14 protein-coding genes and 1 pseudogene are annotated in these 19,422 nt (G+C 47.4%); 5 read left to right on the forward strand and 10 right to left on the reverse strand.

Features of this window, described 5'->3' with window-relative positions:
- The first annotated feature begins 8 nt into the window (after window positions 1-8).
- From N7386_RS15190 to N7386_RS15200, 3 genes are all read left to right on the forward strand, one after another.
- Window positions 9-1,403 carry a lactate utilization protein B gene (locus tag N7386_RS15190; protein ID WP_279769487.1) on the forward strand — a complete coding sequence of 465 codons (1,395 nt, stop codon included), beginning with the start codon at window positions 9-11 and terminating at the stop codon, window positions 1,401-1,403.
- A gap of 1 nt (window position 1,404) precedes the next feature.
- Window positions 1,405-1,974, forward strand: coding sequence for an LUD domain-containing protein (locus tag N7386_RS15195; RefSeq protein WP_279769488.1), 570 nt, complete (start codon window positions 1,405-1,407; stop codon window positions 1,972-1,974).
- A 524-nt stretch (window positions 1,975-2,498) separates the two neighbouring features.
- Window positions 2,499-3,677 carry an AAA family ATPase gene (locus N7386_RS15200; RefSeq protein ID WP_279769489.1) on the forward strand — a complete coding sequence of 393 codons (1,179 nt, stop codon included), beginning with the start codon at window positions 2,499-2,501 and terminating at the stop codon, window positions 3,675-3,677.
- Between the two features lie 100 nt (window positions 3,678-3,777).
- Here the strand turns inward: N7386_RS15200 and N7386_RS15205 are convergent.
- The 6 genes and pseudogenes from N7386_RS15205 to N7386_RS15230 form a co-directional block, all read right to left on the reverse strand.
- Window positions 3,778-3,905 (reverse strand): annotated as a pseudogene (locus N7386_RS15205) (transposase); the annotation flags it as partial.
- Between the two features lie 190 nt (window positions 3,906-4,095).
- On the reverse strand, window positions 4,096-4,725 hold the full coding sequence (locus N7386_RS15210) for a DUF2441 domain-containing protein (RefSeq protein ID WP_279769490.1): 630 nt from the start codon (window positions 4,723-4,725) through the stop codon (window positions 4,096-4,098).
- A 121-nt stretch (window positions 4,726-4,846) separates the two neighbouring features.
- Window positions 4,847-5,359 (reverse strand): hypothetical protein, encoded by a 513-nt coding sequence (locus N7386_RS15215; RefSeq protein ID WP_037425858.1) that lies wholly within the window; start codon window positions 5,357-5,359, stop codon window positions 4,847-4,849.
- An 83-nt stretch (window positions 5,360-5,442) separates the two neighbouring features.
- On the reverse strand, window positions 5,443-5,766 hold the full coding sequence (locus N7386_RS15220) for a DUF4375 domain-containing protein (RefSeq protein WP_279769491.1): 324 nt from the start codon (window positions 5,764-5,766) through the stop codon (window positions 5,443-5,445).
- Between the two features lie 755 nt (window positions 5,767-6,521).
- Complete coding sequence (locus N7386_RS15225) at window positions 6,522-8,033, reverse strand: hypothetical protein (protein ID WP_011717784.1); 1,512 nt, start codon at window positions 8,031-8,033, stop codon at window positions 6,522-6,524.
- 228 nt (window positions 8,034-8,261) lie between these two features.
- Window positions 8,262-9,614, reverse strand: a complete 1,353-nt coding sequence (locus N7386_RS15230; RefSeq protein WP_279769492.1) for an MATE family efflux transporter — start codon at window positions 9,612-9,614, stop codon at window positions 8,262-8,264.
- Between the two features lie 418 nt (window positions 9,615-10,032).
- Here N7386_RS15230 and N7386_RS15235 point away from each other — a divergent pair, with 418 nt between their 5' ends.
- Window positions 10,033-11,577 carry an MFS transporter gene (locus tag N7386_RS15235; RefSeq protein ID WP_279769493.1) on the forward strand — a complete coding sequence of 515 codons (1,545 nt, stop codon included), beginning with the start codon at window positions 10,033-10,035 and terminating at the stop codon, window positions 11,575-11,577.
- Window positions 11,578-11,716: 139 nt separating this feature from the next.
- Here the strand turns inward: N7386_RS15235 and N7386_RS15240 are convergent, their stop codons facing one another.
- Window positions 11,717-12,238 carry a DUF3087 domain-containing protein gene (locus N7386_RS15240; RefSeq protein WP_279769494.1) on the reverse strand — a complete coding sequence of 174 codons (522 nt, stop codon included), beginning with the start codon at window positions 12,236-12,238 and terminating at the stop codon, window positions 11,717-11,719.
- A gap of 335 nt (window positions 12,239-12,573) precedes the next feature.
- Between N7386_RS15240 and N7386_RS15245 the strand changes: the two genes are divergently transcribed.
- The gene (locus N7386_RS15245; RefSeq protein WP_279769495.1) at window positions 12,574-13,350 is read left to right on the forward strand and encodes a transporter substrate-binding domain-containing protein; all 777 of its coding nucleotides are present in this window, start codon (window positions 12,574-12,576) and stop codon (window positions 13,348-13,350) included.
- Between the two features lie 37 nt (window positions 13,351-13,387).
- On the opposite strand, the gene N7386_RS15250 is transcribed toward N7386_RS15245, so the two are convergent.
- The 3 genes from N7386_RS15250 to N7386_RS15260 all read right to left on the reverse strand — a co-directional run bounded on the left by N7386_RS15250 (window position 13,388) and on the right by N7386_RS15260 (window position 19,283).
- The gene (locus N7386_RS15250; protein WP_279769496.1) at window positions 13,388-14,485 is read right to left on the reverse strand and encodes a GTP-binding protein; all 1,098 of its coding nucleotides are present in this window, start codon (window positions 14,483-14,485) and stop codon (window positions 13,388-13,390) included.
- Window positions 14,486-14,608: 123 nt separating this feature from the next.
- Window positions 14,609-16,024: a DEAD/DEAH box helicase gene (locus N7386_RS15255; RefSeq protein WP_279769497.1), complete on the reverse strand. Its 1,416-nt coding sequence runs from the start codon at window positions 16,022-16,024 to the stop codon at window positions 14,609-14,611.
- 229 nt (window positions 16,025-16,253) lie between these two features.
- Entirely contained in the window at window positions 16,254-19,283 is a 3,030-nt protein-coding gene (locus N7386_RS15260; RefSeq protein ID WP_279769498.1) for an EAL domain-containing protein, read from the reverse strand.
- Window positions 19,284-19,422 lie beyond the last annotated feature (139 nt).

Consider the following 19,422-nt stretch of genomic DNA (forward strand, 5'->3'; position numbering starts at 1 on the left):
GACCCACTATGGCATATCAACATAATCACGAGGCAACGGGTTCACAGGTTCACGCCCACAAGGCCGATATTTTCTGCCGTGATGAAACCCGTGTTGACTGGCACTCTAAGGCCCTTTGGGTGCTGCGGGAAAAACGTGACCGCGCCGCAGGCAGCTTACCCGAGTGGGAACAACTGCGTCAGCTAGGCTCCGAAATCAAACTGCATACCTTAACTAACCTTGCGCAATATCTTGAAACCTTTGAGCAAAATTGCCTAGCAAACGGTATCAAAGTCCACTGGGCAAAAGATGGCGCCGAGCACAACCGTATCGTACACGGCATCTTAGCCAGTCATCAGGTGAAGAAGTTAGTTAAGTCAAAATCCATGCTGACCGAGGAATGTCACCTCAATCCTTACTTAGAGCAACACGGGATTGAAGTTATCGACACCGACTTGGGCGAGCGGATTATTCAGCTGGCGAAAATGCCGCCTTCGCACATTGTGGTGCCCGCTATCCACATGAAGAAAGAAGAAGTGGGCGATCTGTTCCATGACAAATTAGGCACTAAAGCAGGCGAGTCCGATCCACTCTATTTGACCCGCGCCGCCCGTGCCCACCTGCGTGAGCAATTCCTCAGCGCCGATGCCGCCATGACAGGGGTAAACATGGCGATTGCCGATAAGGGCGCCGTGGTTGTTTGTACTAACGAAGGTAACGCCGACATGGGGGCAAACCTACCCAAGTTGCAGTTGCATTCCATGGGTATCGACAAAATTGTCCCCGATATCGACAGCGCCGCCGTGTTACTGCGCACCCTCGCCCGTAATGCAACTGGTCAACCCGTCACCACCTATAGCGCCTTCTACCGTGGCCCACAGGTCGATGGTGAGATGCACGTCATCATAGTCGATAACGGCCGCACTGAGATGCTCAAGGATAAAATCCTTGCCGAATCTTTAAAATGTATTCGCTGCGGTGGCTGTTTAAATACTTGTCCTGTGTATCGCCGCTCCGGTGGTTACAGCTACAACTACACTATCCCCGGCCCGATTGGGATTGCCGTGGGTGCCAAGAGCGATGACACTAACTCCATCGCTTGGGCTTGTACATTGTGTGGTAGCTGTACCTATGTTTGCCCGACTAAAGTACCGCTCGATAAGATTATTTTCCACCACAGACGCCTAAAGGCCGAAGCCGGAAAACTCCCTTACGGCAAAAACAGTTATATGCCATTAGTGGGTAAATTTATGGCAAGCCCGACCATGCTCAATTGCTCAATGGGCGCGGCTCGTACCGCACTGCGTATTCTGCCGAGCAGTCTGCTCAAGCCATTTAGCGGCGCTTGGGGTAAATACCGTGAACTGCCCGTCGCCCCCAACTCCAGCTTCGAAGCTTGGTTTAAGAAACACAGGAGCCTATAAGATGTCTAGTAAGCACGAAATTCTCAATGCGCTCAAACTGTCGGCTTTAACAAACCATCCTATGCCAAGCATCGATGTCGCCCCGCGGGTAGAAGATCTGGTTGGTCAGTTTGAAACCAATCTTAAAACCGTGGCGGGTACACTTCACCGCGAAGGCGGTCTTACGGCACTGCAAGCCAAAGTGGATGAGCTTCTCGCCAAAGGCTTACAAGTCATCTCACTCGTTGAGGGCGTCACAGCAAACCGTGATGTGCCACCAACGGCTCACGAGCTCAGGGATATCGATTATGCGGTCATTCCTGGTGATGTTGGCGTTGCCGAAAATGGCGCCATTTGGGTCAACAACAAAAACCTCGGCCACAGAGTAACGCCTTTTATCTGTGAAAACCTGATCTTAGCGCTACCTAGCACTAAGATTGTGCCGAACATGCATCAAGCCGCCAAGGACATCACCTTAGATGCGGGTGAGTTTGGTGTATTTATCGCAGGCCCCTCAAAAACCGCCGATATCGAGCAAGCCTTAGTCGTCGGTGCCCACGGTGCCTGTAGCTTGAACGTGTATTTGCTGTAATGCCTCAAGATTTAATGTAACCAAGAAAACGCAAAGGTTACGGGACAATCGAAACAAGAAAGCCGACCTTCATTGGCGGCTTTCTTATTAAAATTTAGCATAACGATATTTGAGATATTTGATTTATAAGGGTTAATAGCCTACAGGTACAGGCTTGCCATGGCATTCGCTCGCCGACTAGGTGAATAGAGCAATCTAGGATTTCTAAGCTTATGAACGAGAGCCATGGTCGTTATCACGTATCCCTGCATTGTACGACATTCAGGCGTCCTGCCTATAAGATGGCGAACGGGCTGTTAAACACTGATGTTGTGCAAGTCAATCAGTGGATGCAAAGCCGCGCCGTCCTGCTCTTTGATAAGCACCGCAGCCAAAGCAATAGCTAGTGATAAGTAAGGGATATTTATCAAGTCACTTTAACCAAGTGCGATAGCGCAATACTGAGGATGCCTTGCGAGTAACCTCTACGCGGCTGGTCGTATTCTCGACTATATCTATTAGGCATTTATAGTAAAGGTGAGTAAATGAACGAGGTATTACTACAAATAAAGGCACTCACCAATAGTGATCCTTTGTTGACGGCTGTCATTGTTGGAGTATTAACATTTACGTTAATTGGACTCATAGGCTACATACTAAAAGATGTTCCCGCGAAACTGTTAAGTTGGCTCAGTAGCCTGCTATTTGTGCGGCTCACTATAGACGATAGCCATCAGGCACGCACAGAGATATTCAATAAGCTGTCCTTTTTGATCAGTAATACTACCATACCGTTTTTTTCACGCTCTATCTCTGAGGCTGTGTACTTTGACTATGGTGTGAATTACGACGGGCGTGTCAGTGTTAAATCTATCGGCTACGGTATGCACCTGTTTAAGTACGATAGTTGTTTTATGTTGGCAACCCGCACTAAGGTCGATAGTACGATGGCATACGATTCTATTACTGTAAGAGCACCATGGTGGGCAAAAGATAAACTACATAGTTTTTTAGAAGACACTCGTGGAGACATCTCTACTGAGCCGAAAGTGAATATTTTCGAAGAAACCGAATGGTGTCGCTATGGCACATTAAAATCATCGGGGTTTAGTGACTTAGTGCTAGATGAAGGGTTTAAGCAGGAGTTGATGAGGGAAGTTGATAACTTCGCAAGTCGGGGAAAATCGGTTGTCAGTAAGCTAACCATTCTGCTACATGGAAAAACGGGCACGGGTAAGACGGGTATCGCGAGGGCCTTAGCGGTTGAGTATCATCGCGATCTGTACATATTAAATCTATCGACTGTCAATGATGCCACTATTCATAAGGCGATTAGAAAGGTAGCGCCCGGAGCTATGTTGTTAATAGAGGACTGTGATTGTGTAAAGGCAACGGTATCACGTGCAGCTGAAAGCAATGTAGACAACCCACCACTCACTTTAGGTGGCGTACTAAACGCGTTAGACGGGATCATTCCTCTTGATGACTGCCTAGTCATAATGACCACAAATCATCTTGATCATCTTGACCCAGCGTTGATACGTAAAGGTCGTGTAGATGTCAGTATGGAAGTACCACTGGTCAGTGCAAAGCAAGTTAATGAGGACTACTTTGAGCGTTTTGGCGCAGTGCTGAATAGAACTGAGCCATTGTTAGGTTGTGAAGTCTATGAACTCCATCGCAGAGCGAGCTTAAGATATGGAGTGTGTTGTAAGCCAGTGTAACCCTCTTCCTCCTAAATGGACTCATTCAATGGTCAACTCTATTTGGCCAGCGCTTTAACCGAGTACTTATAGGGTCTGAGTTAACTTTCCTCAGGCCCTTTAACTTGCCAAACTCAGTAGTGGGCTTGAGCCAGTTTTCATGGGGATATTTAATCTTGTCAGTAACTTAGTGCTAGTTTCACTGATGGCGCCACGTTTATCATTGCGAATGATTCGCCCAGTATCCTCTTCTACCAATTGTTCTCTAAGGGCAGGTCATATCTGCACAAAAGTCTCTTTCAAAATACGACCTTAGCACCTTCAAATTCTCAATCAGCTATTTGCATAATAAAGTGTCAATAACCAACATCGGACTTGTTCAACACTTGCCATGCCTTTTGAGAATGGGTCGCGGCTACGCGCGGCCTATCCTTATTTGTTATGCAAATTCTTCAGGGCTCAGAAACTCCATAACTCGAAGGCGTCCTTCAAAAAGGATTTCCTGAGTCGCTGAATCATTATGGATTCCTAACCAATATTGTCTTGCACGTTTTAGTGTCATCTCCATTGGCTCGCTATCACCTAAAAGGTGCTCATCACTACCAGTGTGCAGACGACCTTGCAATCTAATCCGCGCTATTTGAAAACTTTGTCCCTCGAGCCCTAAACGCTCAAGCCAGAACCTGACACCTTCCCGTTCTGGGATTAACCAGATGCACCGCTGCCTTGATGGCAAATGAGGAAACTCTTGCTTTCTTATATCTTCCCAAATCAACTCTCTAACATAAGCAACAAAATGCCTAATAACCTCACTAGCAATATCAGCCACATGAGGAGAATTGATCTCACCTCTAGCGACACTCCCAACAAACTTTGCAGCTGGTACCATGATAGAACCTGATTCGGTGTTTACTGAATACTCTTTTCGTTGAGTCTCAAAAAACTTGAAATACGGATTACTCTCTCCACCAATATCTATTTCCTGTCCTTCTCTCCACATTTCAAATGGAGACCAAGGAGCAGCTCTATTGATGTGAAAATAATCACGTGCAGTATCTGCAATAGTCAATTGTTCCTCCTGTATTTGCATAGACGCTGCAATATGGGGCGTATTAAGCTTGGCTAAAATTAGCGAAGAATGAGCGCCAGCCAAGCTTTAGACGTCCCATTCATAATTGCTTTGTTATGCATTATCTCCGCTTATAAAGCAGACCAAATGAGCCTTTTGACCAACTCTCTGAAAAGTAGTCACCAACTTTTAGTGATTCAAAATGCCTCTTTGAAACATCAAGTTTAGTTGGCTCGTTGGTATGAGTAGTTTGAATATAAACATAGTAACTCATACCACCCTTAGTACTTTCATATGTGTCTAGCTCGACAATTTCACCCGTTAGTTGAACTTGTTGCTGTTCCCCAACCATTGCGTTTAGTCCCATAACATAGCCACCACTTATAAAAATAAGCATTGCTGCAATCATTGAAGTCCACAGAAAACCTTTTACTTTTCCTGCTTTCCTTCGATATTTTGGAACTTTAAAAAGGTACACATAAAAACAAAGCGCGCCGATAGGAAGAGATAAGAACTTAAATGCCCAATCGTATGATTCATTTAGGATTGTGTCGTACATAAATGTTGGAGCGACTCCAACTAAGATATATACAAGAAACGCCCAATCCCCATACTTTTTTAAATAATACTCCACAGTTCATCCATAATTCATAACGCCTCAATAACCGGCGCAGCTTTGCTGCGTCCGGCGCCGTAGGCGCGAAGTTTATTGACTTGTTAACCTTCATGGCTCGATACCAAAGAAGTTAAATCATCTTCGTATGCTAAAAATTCTTCATCAAATTCTTCGAAGGCATCCGAATCAGGGGAAATATCCTCCAATAATTCTTGGCGGGCACCACGGTCTTTTGGTGGCATATCGTTTGGGAATTTAGATGCCGCTCTCCTGACGATGTCAGCAGTATGGTTGGCTCCTATTTTCACCAAAGCCTGGATCGTTTCCTCGGTGTAATCACCTGCCGAGTTAAAAAAGAATTGATCAAAGCCGCCATTATTTATTTCAGCCTCAAGCACCTCAATCAGCTCTTCAATATTTGGCATGCACGAACTCTCCTTGAAGGTTAACATTTGATTAGTGCGCATGCGCGTTTACCTCGTTTGATCAGTGAAAACGCGCACGGTTAACTACCTGTATGCAAAGAACTTATCAGCTTTCAGCCGAATTCACCATCTGGAAAAACGCGCATGCGCGTTTTCCAAACCTATTAACTAAAATTCAGTTACTATATTCACCTGATTTTATAGAGTTTTATTTATTTCGGATGGAATTAGTGTGCACTAATTTTGTCTAAAAATCATACAGAAATACCTAAATTTAAATACGACTGTATACCCATACATTGTTAGTCGATTTCTGGTAAGGCCAAACATAGGCAAATAGATAAGAATATTTATGGCTGCATGTGTGGGAATTTTCGGTTGAGCTAAAGAGCCGAAACAAGGAATGGGGCAAAAAGCTTTTAGCCAATGAACAGTTTAATGATCGTAAAGATTGCCATTGTTGCAACTGTGACCGTTGGCGGCATGAATGCCGCCGTTGAGCCCTCAGGGATGAGTTTATGGTGTGTCACTGGGGAAACAGTGGCAATTCATCCTACACACCTAACGACTAGTAAATTCAGCCACTCATTTTAAATCAAGTAGATAATACACTTTCGGTGTGCATAAAACACAGTCAGATTAATATGGCCGATTAAACGATCACTTCAGTAAATTACACATATAAAAATGGCAGAGAAAATTTTTTCTCTGCCATTTTTATGAAAAAGCTCAATCGATGTTTCTACAACAAGCCGCTACATAAAGGCTTTTGTAAAGGCTTCTTTCGATTGGCGAATATAGTTGCGTGCACTTTGGGCATGTTGTTCCCATACTGCCCTATCGCTTGGGTCAGTGAAGGGGTTTTGTTCGGCGGCAATCGAGCGCTCGAAGCGATCGTAGAAGGTTAACATCGCCGAAGTGATTTGATTGAAACGCTCTTTAAACTCCTGAAACTCATCCATCTTTTCAGTGGTTTTAATCATGTACTGTACTAATTCAGCATTGCTATTTGCGGCTAATAATGCGTCGGCCTTGGCGCTGATATTGGCATTTACGTCGGCCATAATCTGCGCCCGCGTTTGCTCATCTTTACTCATCACCTTGCTGTAATTTTCGGGTGTGCGGGCAATGCTAGCGTGTTGCAGGTAGCTACGCAGATGCTTATCTAAATCCTTACGGAACGTATCTAAGTTCTTCTGCATATTGACTAAATCGTTATCGAGCGCCGTAACCTGTTGCAGCTCTTTCTCGATTTCAGCCATAAAACGCTCGGCCTGCTGATAAATCTTAAGGCCATTTTCCTCGGCAAACTTTTTATCACTGCGGCTTAAGTCGCTGTTGTCATAGTTTGAGCGGTCAAAGGTGGCCGCGAGGAAGGATTTAAAGGGTTCGGCAAATGCAGAATAAGCGCCCGCACTCACCACATTTAAAGTGGCGGTGGCTAAGTCACCAAAGGGCTTAACCATAGAGCCTAAACGCGCCTGTTGGATCGGCGATGCCACCCGCTTAGCATCGGTTAATACCGACCTAAAGGTGTTATAACCCAATGGGTTAGACATTTTGTTACGCTCAGAGGTCGCTAACACAAAGGTGATACTCGAGTAAATCGCATTGGAATATTCGAGGTACTGTCTTTGGCTTTCGAGCTGGGCGGCGTAGTTTTTACCTAGGGTTCTAAAGGATTCAGCCTGAACCTCGTAGTTTTTGTCTTCTTTAAGCTTATCTAAAATGCCGCCAATGATTTTTTGCTCGTTCTTTTGCAGCGCGATATCGAGGCGAATTTTATCTAGGGTTAAGTCATCCAAACTGATGGGGCCATTAATGGCTTCGATATCGAGGCGAATATATTGGCGGCTCGGATCGTCAATCGACACCCTGTGGGCCAAATATTCGGTAGTTGCTGGGGTGATATCAATCAGCGCCACATGCTGCCACTGGGCATCCAGCTTTAATACCGGCGATGTGAGAACATTAATCCGATATTGGGTTTGGATATTTTGGGTCTTGACCCAAAACTCCAACAAGCCCGCTTCGGAGACAGGGAATTTACTAACAATACTGCTATTGCCTTCGGCACATAACAATGCGCTCTCACCACTGTGGGGCTCTGCGCCCTCAAATTGGCAGCCCATGATCCAAGACCAAGGTTGGGATAAGCGGTTACCCTCAAAATCGCTAGCAAACACTAGCTCATTATCCTTGGCACTGGCATTAACACTGGTTAACACGCCAAACAACAGCATAGAGATGACTGCAGCGGTGCGCATAAGAGCCTCATAAAACATAAATAACAAACGACGAGCCTGAAAAGGCCCAGAATTCTATCCTATCCGCACGCTTTTACCGTCAGTCGGCAGCCGTATTTTAGTGATAAAAAACACGCTAAAAACTGCGCTAAATTTAAGCTGGGATTAAACCAGCGAAATGTAACAGAGCGCATGCCGACACGCCAGTACTAAGTCGGTTTCAAAGGTAAAGATAATGCGTAAACAACATTAGACTTTAGCGTTCACTTGGAGCCGCCCCATTGCGATAAACATCCAAATCACCAGCATAGTGCTACAGGTCGCGAGTGACACCCACACGCCAATCACGCCAAAGGCCCAAGCAAAACAATAGATAATGGCGGCGATAAGCAGCAGTTTCGCCCCAGTGAGTATCGATGCCTGCTTAGAACAATTTATCGCTTGGAAGAAACTGGCGCCCACAAGAATCAAGCCTTCCATAGGTAAGCCCCAGAAATACCAACGCATTCCTTCAATCGCGACCGGCGTTAAGCTTGGGTTGTCACCGGCAAACAGGTACACCAACAATTCGGGGCGGGAATAAATCAACACTAAGCCAAGTGCGGCGGTGAGTAGTGTCATGCCAAAGGCGATATTGCGTGCCTGCTTAACTCTGTCGAAGCGCCCTGCCCCCGCATTAAAGCTGTAAATCGGTTGAGTACCGAGGGCAATGCCTTCAAAAATCAGATAGAAAAACGCTTCGGTGTAACTCACAACCCCGTATGCCGCCACATGCAGAGGGCCACCGACCCATAAAAATGCGGTGTTATGCAGGGTCAATACAATCGACAAATACAGGTTCATCAAAAAGCTTGGCAGGCCGACACGGGCAATATTGAGGCAGTTGTCGAGCCTTAGCTTCATCTGCTCAAGATTAATTTTGAGCTGTGTGCGCGCCCCAAAGAAATGCTGCAGGCAGAGTAAACCAGTCACGGCCTGGGACAACATGGTGGCAATCGCCGCCCCGGCCAAACCAAAGGGAAACACCACAATAAACAGCCAATCTAAAAAGGTGTTCAGCACACCACCTAAAATCAGCACAAAGGTGACCATAGACGGACGACCATCGTTACGCAGCAAGGTGGTAAATGCCATTGAAATAATAGGGAAATGACATAAGGCAAAATACCAGAACAGGTATTCGTTAGCGTTTTCGAGTATCTCCCCCTCGGCGCCGAGGGCAATTAAAATATCCCGAGAAAAGATCCCGCCCACTAAGGCAAAAAATGCCCCTGCCAGTAAACACAAGCTAAAGGCGTTGCCGAGCAACTTACGCGCCTTGGCGACATTACCTTGCCCTAAGTTAATCGAAACTAACGCCGCGCTACCCATGCCTATCATGGCGCCAACGGCATAGAGAATCGCGCCCACGGGATAGGCCAACATCATGCCCGCCAATCCAGTTTCACCGAGATAATGACCAACGAAGATACCATCAATGGTGACATACACCCCAGTCACCAGCATGGAGGCGATCGTTGGAATGGTGTAGCGCCAAAAAAGCTTTGAAATCGGCTCTTGCAGCAGGCGTTGGTCCGTTGCGGCAGCGGAAATAGCAGTCATAACCTAATCTCACAAAAATAAAGGCGGGCGCGCACTCAGCTTGTTCTGGCGGTATTACACAGAGAAATAATGGATGAACAAAAATGCGGCAGTGGATTGTACCTAAATTTTACCTTAATACCAATCGCGTTTAACGGGAGAAACTTGTAACAAAAACTAATCATCACAATACCTTACTGCTAGCACATATTTATTCCGTGATTGCAACAAGCAAGCATCACTTAATAACAGATGTGGTGAAAGTCATCATTTTTCACTACTTTTTTGGTATTTAACCCTTAATTAGGTAAAGTGTAGGCTTAAATTGCCCAAAATCGGTTAATTCTTACGGCGTTATTTGCCCAAGCAATTGCGTTAACCATTTAATTAATAATGAATTAGTGGAATTAAATTCAATAACAATAATAAAGGGAAGGACATGAGTCATAGCAGTCCAAATGCAGAGAATGATCTGCGCGAAGTCAAGCAGTTAGGCATGTGGGCCTCGATCACTAGCCTAAGTTATATTTTTTGGTTAGTGGGCGGTATGGAGCTGGTCGAGCGTATCGCCTATTACGGTGTCAAAGCCAGTGCGGGCTTATACGCCAAAGCCCCCGAGTCGGCGGGCGGTCTGGGGATCAGCCTCAGCGACTATGGCATCATTATCTCGCTCTGGGCCATTATGCAGACCTTTGTGCCCGTGTTTACCGGCGGGATTTCCGATAGGGTCGGTTACAAGGAAACCATTTTCGGCTCAACCGTGATTAAAATCATGGGCTACCTGACCATGGCGTTTTTCCCCACCTTTTGGGGCTTCTTATCGGGGGCACTGTTACTCGCCATCGGCACTGGGATATTTAAACCCGGTATTCAAGGCACCTTAGTGCTCTCCACCAATCGCAATAATACCTCCATGGCCTGGGGGATATTTTATCAAGTCGTGAATATCGGTGGCTTCTTAGGGCCATTGGTTGCCGTGCATATGCGCCAGCTTTCTTGGGATAATGTGTTTTATGCCTGCGCAGCGATTATCTCGTTAAACTTCTTGTTCCTATTGACTTATACCGAGCCGGGCAAGGCCGAGCGCGTTGCACGCAATCAGCAAATTAAATCCGGCGAAATTAAGCAAGAAGCGCTCTGGCGCGACGCTTGGCATGAGCTTAAAAAGCCTATCGTGATTTATTATATGCTAGTTTTTTCAGGCTTTTGGTTCCTCTTTAACGCCCTGTTCGACGTACTGCCGATCCACATCTCCGAGTGGGTCGATACCAGCGTGATTGTCACCAGTCTGTTTGGTAGCGAAGGCACCAGCAACGGCATTTTACAGTTCTGGCTCGGGTTAAATAACGAAGGCACTAAGGTGATGCCTGAAGGCATGCTGAACCTTAACGCCGGACTGATTATGACCAGCTGCTTTTTAATTGCCGCGCTGACCGCCAAATACCGTATCACCACCGCGATGCTGATTGGCTGTTTACTCAGTATCTTGGCCTTTGTATTTATCGGCGCCTTCCATGCCGCTTGGTTTATTGTGTTCGCGATTGCCATGTTCTCTATCGGCGAGATGATGATAAGCCCGAAGAAAAACGAATTTATGGGTAACATTGCCCCCGAAGGTAAAAAAGCCATGTACCTTGGTTTTGTGATGCTGCCGCAAGGGATTGGTTGGGGCTTAGAAGGTTATTTTGGTCCTAAACTCTATGAGATTTTTGCCTCTAAAGAGTTGTTCTCACGCGAGTTATTACTCGAGCGCGGCATGAGTTCAACGGATGTGAATGCCATCCCGCAAGGCGAAGCCTTTACCACCTTAGTCAGCTTTACTGGTGAAAACGCCCATGACCTGACTCAGCTGCTCTACCACAGCCACAATATCGGCATGGCTTGGTATATTATCGCCGCGATCGGCACCATTTCGGCTGTGGGGATTTATATCTATGGTAAGTGGTTACTGTCGCTACAACGGGCGCAGCAAGCAGCACACTAATGGATTGAGGTCTTTAGGGGCGCAATATGAGGCGTAAGTTCTCGCCCCAATAGACTTATATAAAAAGTAAGTTCTAAAAAAGTGAGTGTGTAGGCACTCACTTTTTTATTTGATGTGACAATGCTTGGCACAAATGTCACTAAAAGCCCGCTAAAAGCTCGACTTCGAATTGCTCGGCCGACAGAGTTAATCCCAAGTTGTTGCACTGCTCTTTCAATTGATTCAATTCTTTATCGACGCTGGATAAGGTCAAGGTGTTATCATCGAGCAGATAGACTTGGCGTAAACTGGTGAAGTAAAACAGCAATGTAATCAACGTATTTACATCATTAGTCGCCGCCGCTGCTCGGATCTTATTCAACTTACGGTAAATGCGATTTTGCAGCTGCTTTAACTGCCAAACGTAATAGATTTCTTTAAAAAAGGGCTGAGTCTTAAGCTGATACACTATGGCGCTACAAAGCAACACCGCCAGAATCACCCCGAGTAGATTCCAATGGAAATTCCCCGTCGGCTCACCGGGCACAGCCTCTACGCCAAAAAGCGCAATTAATCCCGCCCCAAAGCTTAGGGATAACACAATCAAGCCTAATACCAAGGCCACCATAAACAGGTTCATATTGCTGCGGTAAATCGTTTTATCTACTTGCTGTAACTTCATCGACTCACTTCTTATCGAAAAAACGCATGACGGCGCAGCATACCTCAGATTGCTTGAATCTGCCTGAATATCCGCGTCTTTCATCTATAGCCAACTCAATGTGATACAAATTGAAACAGGTTTAGCCTGATAAGCAAAATAAGTAAAACACCAATCAATTTATCCGCTTATCTTCCATTTAAAGAAACACTCTTATCCCGTATAGTCACTTTGCAAACTGCGAGTAAGCATAAAAATCGGTGTACAATTTGCCAATATTGAGGAAAAAGAACATTTACCTAATAACTACCTCAAAATTGAACTAAATTCCTATAGTCGTCATAAAGGAACCGTCAATGGCATGTAAAAGAGTGCTTATCGCTTGCAGCCTTTTTATTCTCTCGAGCCTGTGCCCACCCGCACAGGCGGAGGAGCTGCTTGCCGTCGGTACCTCGTTTAGCCAGATTTTTGAACAAAACGCCAAGGGCGAATACAACGGTCTAGCTGTAGATATTCTGAATCGCTTTGCCGAACGCCAAAAAGTGACGATTCACTATCAACTTGCGCCCTGGCGCCGCGCCCAATCTATGGTCGAACGAGGGCAAGCGGATATCCTAATTGGCCCCTATATTTCAGAAGCTCGTCAGAAAGTCTTAGCCTTTTCGTCCCTCGCCTTTTACCGTGACGACATTGTCTTTTACGCCAGAACCCATCATCCCACGTCTTGGGATGGCAATTACGCCAGTATCCGTGGCCTAAGAATTGGTAAAATGCAGGGTTGGAGTTACGGCTATCTGTTTAATGAGCGCACTAAGTCGCTCACCATCAATGAATTTGCCGATCTTAAGAGTGGTATAGAGCGCTTATCCCGTGGCGATCTCGATCTGCTCGCCAGCAATGTCCGCAACACTGAGTCGTTACTGGCGCAAATCAAGCTTCCACAGAACATCATGCCACTTTCGCCCGCGATTGATACTCAAGATGGCTTTATGGCTTTTCCCAAATACGCCCAATTTCAACCGCTTCTGGAGAGTTTTGATCTGTTTCTGCAGGACATGGTGCAAAGTGGTGAATTAGCAAACCTCGCTAAGGCGAGGGGCGTGTCTATCCCAGATACTATGCTGACCGAGTAGCATAACGCCCTACTGCAGATAAAATGGCGCACTTAGCCTAGCGCGCTAAACAGCCCAACAAACCTTGCTCAATCTCATCCCAATTGAGCGCTTGGGTCGCGATCATTTCTAAGCGTGAATCTAGGCTATCGTCCAGCTCAGTCACCGCCATATCGCCATCACTCCAATTGATCCCGGCAATACCATCGCTGGTGATCATCACAGCTTTTAGCCGTAAAAGTGCAGAATGGCTTTGAGTCTGCGCCGAGATAAACTGCATGAGTTTATCAAAATCAAACTCTTGCATTGGCTCAACAACCCAGCCGCAGCTAAAGCAGCCTTCACCCTGATTGTGTTTACGCACTAGGCCGCGCGCATCGAATTGAAAGGTTTGCTCGCTCGCATCCTCGGCAAAAACGCCCTGCAACCCTAAACTGTCGCGAGTTTTTCGCAAAAGACTTGCGGATGTTGCCACGGGACGAAAAGCGGCGGATTTGCCATTCGAGGCTTTTTTACGCCGTGGCTGTCTAAGGCCGTCGAGCAAGGCTTCGGATAATCCCTTTGTCGCACAGTGTTCAATCACACGGGTATCACTCAGCTGTAACTCATTCAAATATTGGCTTAAGTCGTCCGCCAAGTGCCCGCCCTCTGCCGCTTCAAACTCGGGGTATAAATCGGTTTTCGTGGTGACTATCATATCGGCGACGTGCAACTGCTGGATAAAATTGTCATGCCCACGGTAGCGTTCATCCCGTAATTTGCGGGCATCGATAAGGCATAAAGTACTCTGCAAACTGATGACATTTTGATAATGGGGCGCGCTAAGCACTTTGATAATTTCGTTGGGATGCCCAAGCCCCGTCGGCTCAATTAACAATCTATCGGGCTTAGCACGGGCGATAAGCTGATTAATGGCGACTTGAGTCGGTACACCTGCGGCGCAGCACATACAGCCACCCGCCACCTCACGAATTTGCACGCCGCTGTCGCTGGCATCCATCAACCCAGCATCAATCCCGACTTCACCAAACTCATTCACTAAGACTGCCCAGGTTTCGCCTTCAGGTTTTGCCTTAAGCAGCTGTTTAATAAGGCTAGTTTTACCTACGCCTAAAAAACCTGTGATGATATTTGTGGGAATGGCTTTGACTATCATGGACGACACTCTCATGGCAACGAACAGAATTGAGGGCACTCGAGTGTAGGGATTATCCCTTTAAAGCTCAACAAAAAGCGCGCCAATGGCGCGCTGATAAATGGATAAACCGATACAGAGAGATTATTTACCCTTTTGAGTATTCGGCTTATTTTTAGCGTATTTACCTTCACGGGCTGGCGATTTACGCGCCCGCGCTTGGCTTTCGCTCGATTGACCAAATCCGGCGTTGCCGCCAAAGCCGCCCTTACCCCGCGCACCATTAGCTTTAGTGCCATTAGCTTTAGTGCCATTAGCTTTAGTGCCACTGCCGCCCGCACCTTTGGCCCCCGTATTGCGACTGCTCTTGTAATTCCACTTAGCGGTCTTAGTGCTTGCCGTCGGCGCCTCACGGTAACGCGCAGGCAGCGGTGTGCCTTCCTCGTAACCGGGCTGTACCGTCACTGGCAGAGTTTGGCCAATCAAGGCCTCAATCTCTGCTAGCATCTCATCATCTGCTGGAGACACAAATGATATCGCGCGACCCGAGAGTCCCGCACGGCCAGTGCGGCCAATTCGGTGAACATAGTCTTCCGCAAGGAATGGCAATTCGAGGTTAATCACTAAGGGCAGTGCCTGAATATCTAAGCCGCGCGCCGCCACATCGGTCGCCACCAGCACTCGCAATTTGCCCGCTTTGAAATCATCGAGCACACGATTACGCGCGCCTTGGGTTTTATCGCCGTGGAAGACGCCCGCGCTGATCCCATCGAGGGTGAGTTCCTGTAATAGATGTTCGGCGCATTCCTTAGTGCTGGCAAACACCAGCACCTGACGCCAATTGTTGCGCCCGACAAGCTCTGACAATAATTCGGCCTTGCGGCGTTTATCGACTCGATAGACCAGCTGCTCAACCGTGGATGCCGTGGTATTTTCGGCCACATTGACCCACTCGGGTTGATTGAGCATCTTATGGGAAAGCTGCTTGACCGCATCGCTGTAGGTGGCTGAAAACAACATGGTTTGATGCTCAGTGGCGATAAGGCGTTTTACCTTTTCAATGTCGCGCACAAAGCCTAAATCGAGCATGCGGTCCGCTTCGTCGATCACTAAGGTGGTCACACTCGAGAGATCTAAATGGAACTGGCCAATAATGTCGAAGAGTCGCCCCGGCGTCGCAACCAGAATATCCACGCCCTGCTCCACCCCTTTACGCTGCGGATTCATGTTCGCGCCGCCATAAACGGCTAATGTTTTCAGAGGTAAAAACTGACTGTATTTCTGAATGTTAGCGCAAACTTGAATCGCCAGCTCCCGGGTCGGCGTCATCACCAACGCCCTAAGCAAAGGCTTATCATTTAGCTGCTTTGACAGCTGCTCAAGCAGGGGTAAGGCAAAGGATGCGGTTTTGCCCGTGCCCGTTTGGGCGCAGGCCATAATGTCTTTTCCTTCGAGCGCGAGGGGGATAACCTGCTGCTGCACTTGCGTGAGCTGCTGATAGCCACACTCAGCTATCGCATTCAAAATAGGGGAAGATAAGCCGAGTGTGTCAAATTTCATAAAAGCTCTTTTTGTGAGTGCGAAGTGTTAATGCAAAACCGATAAATACAGCTTGGTTCCATAAAGTGCGACGTCGTTAGCAGGCTTTATCAAGCACTACTCTAATTAACTGCCATTCGAATCAGCCGCCATATGCCCTTTACGGGGCCGCGGAGTCTAGCAAAATTTGCGGCGCATTTATAGGCAAAAGATAGGCATAAACTCAAGGCGGCGCTCAAGCTACGTTCACCTAAGCCTCTTTCACCAAATGCTGACGCGCAAATTCGGTGGCACTCACGGGCTTAGAAAATAAATAGCCTTGACCATAGTCGCAGCCCGCATTGAGCAGCACTTGGCGCTGCGCCTCGGTTTCGACCCCTTCGGCGATCACTTTCATCCCGAGTTTATGGGCCATAACGATAATCGCCTCGCACAGGGTTTGGTCACTTTCATCCGTGTCGATATTGCGGGTAAAAGATTGATCGATTTTTAAATAATCGATATCGAACTTCTTCAAATACGCCAAGGAGGAATAGCCCGTACCAAAGTCGTCCAAGGAGACTTGTACGCCCGCATCCCGATAGGCCAAGAGTTTTTCGGTCACGCCCATACTGGCATCGAGGAGTAACCCTTCGGTGATCTCGACGCACACCCCTGTGCCTGTCACATCCAATTCCTGCAATAATTCCAGCCAATTGTGCAGCAGCGTGCCTTCATCGCGAAACTGGATCGGGGATTTGTTAACGCTGATTTGAATTTCAACCCCCAGAGTCTTACGCCATTGGGCACTTTGGCGCGCCGCCTGCTCAAAGACCCAGTTGCCAATCTCGACAATCAGCCCGGTATCTTCGGCGACGGGAATAAATTCCGCAGGGGAAACATAACCCCGCTCAGGGTGGAACCAACGCAATAGCGCTTCGGCCTTAAGCACTTCGCCCGTGGTCATGGTCACTATCGGCTGGTAGTGCAGTTCAAATTCTTTATTCAACACAGCTTGGCGCAAATCTTGGATTAAGCGCATCCGATATTTGGCATATTCCTGCATCGAAGGGGTGAAGTAATTGAAACGATTGCGGCCCTGATCTTTCGCCGCATACATGGCCTGATCAGCATGTTTGAGCAAGCCTTCAATGCTAGTCGCATCATCGGGATAAAGGGTGATACCAATACTGGCGCTGATATAGGCGGTTTCTTCCCCCAGCACATAGGGCTCGGCAATGCGGCGTAAAATGTGTTCGGCGACCCGCTCAATGCCCTTGTGATCCTCCATGGCGCTCAGCACCACAGTAAACTCATCCCCACCGAGGCGAGCCACCACATCGGTATCCCGCACACAGGATTTTAAGCGACTGGCGGTTTCAATCAGCAATAGATCCCCCATGGCATGGCCAAGGGTGTCGTTCACTTCTTTAAAGTAATCCAGATCGAGGAACATCAAGGCAAAGTGATTGCGATTGCGATCGGCACTCTTGATTTCGGCGCCCAAATATTCGAGCAACATGCGCCGATTCGGTAGGCCCGTGAGCGTGTCATAGTTGGCCTGTTTCCAAATCAAATGCTCGCTCTGTTTTTTATCTGTGATATCGGAAAACAGCGCCACACGGCGATAAGGTTGGCCATCTTTATCTTTGATGGTGTTGATGGTGAGCCAAATAACGTACTCTTCGTTGTTCTTACGTCGCTGGCGCATTTCCCCCTGCCACTCGCCTTTTTCGCGGATTTCATTATTCATCTCGGTATAAAAGCCGTGACCGTTGAGGTCGCAGTAGAGCATGCGAATATGCTGGCCGCGAATTTCTGACTCGCTGTAACCCGTAATAGCAGTAAAGGCGGCGTTGACTGTGATGATAATACCGGTTTCATCGAGCACGCTCATGGCCTCGGAGCTGTTGTCATACACCAGTGCCGACAGCTTTAAGGATTCTTCGATAAGCTTGGCCTCGGTGATATCCGTGTAAGTACCACACATCCTCAAGGCATTGTTATTGGCATCGCGGCTCACCACTTTGCCGGTATCTAAAATCCAGCGAATATCGCGGTTGAGGGTTTTTAAGCGATATTCCATCTTATGCTGCGGCGTTTCTCCGCGAATATGGGCCTCGATGGAGTGCAGCACCTTGGGTCTATCTTCGGGCACAATCGAGTCCATCCATTGACGGCTATTGGCATTGAGCATGTCGATATCGCAACCTAGGATATCGGCGCTGCGGGCGTTACGCTCGATATGGTCATTACGGATATCCCAGTCCCAAACGCCCAAGTCGCTACTGCTTAACACCAATTCAAGTTGCTCACGACTGGCGAGCACTTCCCTATCGGCCAGAGTCTGTGCGGTGACATCCAAGTAGCCCGCAATCACCAATAACACATTATGATTCGCGCGCTTACAGGCGACCGTCATATGGGTATATACAATCGAGTTATCTTTGGCGATAAAGCGCTTATCCATCTCATAGTTATCAATCTTGCCCGCGAGCATGAGTTCAAACTTGACGATATCAGCCTCGACATCATCGGGATGGGTGAGCTGTTTCCAGGTCATATGCAGCAGCTCATCCTCTGAGTATTTCAGCATTTGGCACAGCCTTGGATTCACCTTGATCCACTTTTGGTCAACGCCGGTAATAGCAATCCCTATGTTGCCGACGTTAAATTGGCTGCGGAATAAAAAATCATCCTGCAAACCGATCTGCTCGTCACGCTCCAGCTCAAAACGGCGGGATAGCAAACGGCTCAGTAGCCAAGTCGCGAGGGGATAAATGGTTAGCACAGGCAGCATGATTTTTTGCAGCACGGGAATGGCAATCTTGTCCGGCAGCAAAAAGAACCACAACAACATAACGATGTGAACAACAAAGGCAAAACTGAAGATTTCTCTGCCCGAGATATTGGCAAGGTAAGATTTACGCTGTTGACGCCAGAGTACGCCAATCAAGCCCGAGGACATAATCACGCCTAATCCCACCCACATGGCGGCGCCGCCAATACTGTAACGATAAATTCCGGTGATAATCACCGCCACCGCAGTAGGCAAACCACCAAAAAAGAGGCCGGTAACACATAAGAGTACTGAGCGAGTATCGAAGATAATGCCGGGTTCGTACATCCATGGGGTACTCATAATCGTGACGCCTATGCCACCTATGAGTAATCCGATCCCCAGCCGCCACAGAAGAAAATACTGCCGCTGATGCTTTTTAGGAATCGCATCGTACAAAAACACTAGGGCAAGCAGTAACGCCGCATTTTGCACTAAGGGTAAGAAAATGCTTTTATCCATGGATGTGGAAGCAACTCCAAAATGAGGGAACGGATTATCTTACGAAAACTCTCCCTCACAAGTGTAGCAGAATTGCTTACAAATCATGATCTAATTACAGTGGCTTGCCGACAAAATCTTGCCTTGGCACGCGGCCAAA

Origin of the sequence: Shewanella sp. GD04112 (assembly GCF_029835735.1) — a bacterium.
Lineage (GTDB): Bacteria > Pseudomonadota > Gammaproteobacteria > Enterobacterales > Shewanellaceae > Shewanella.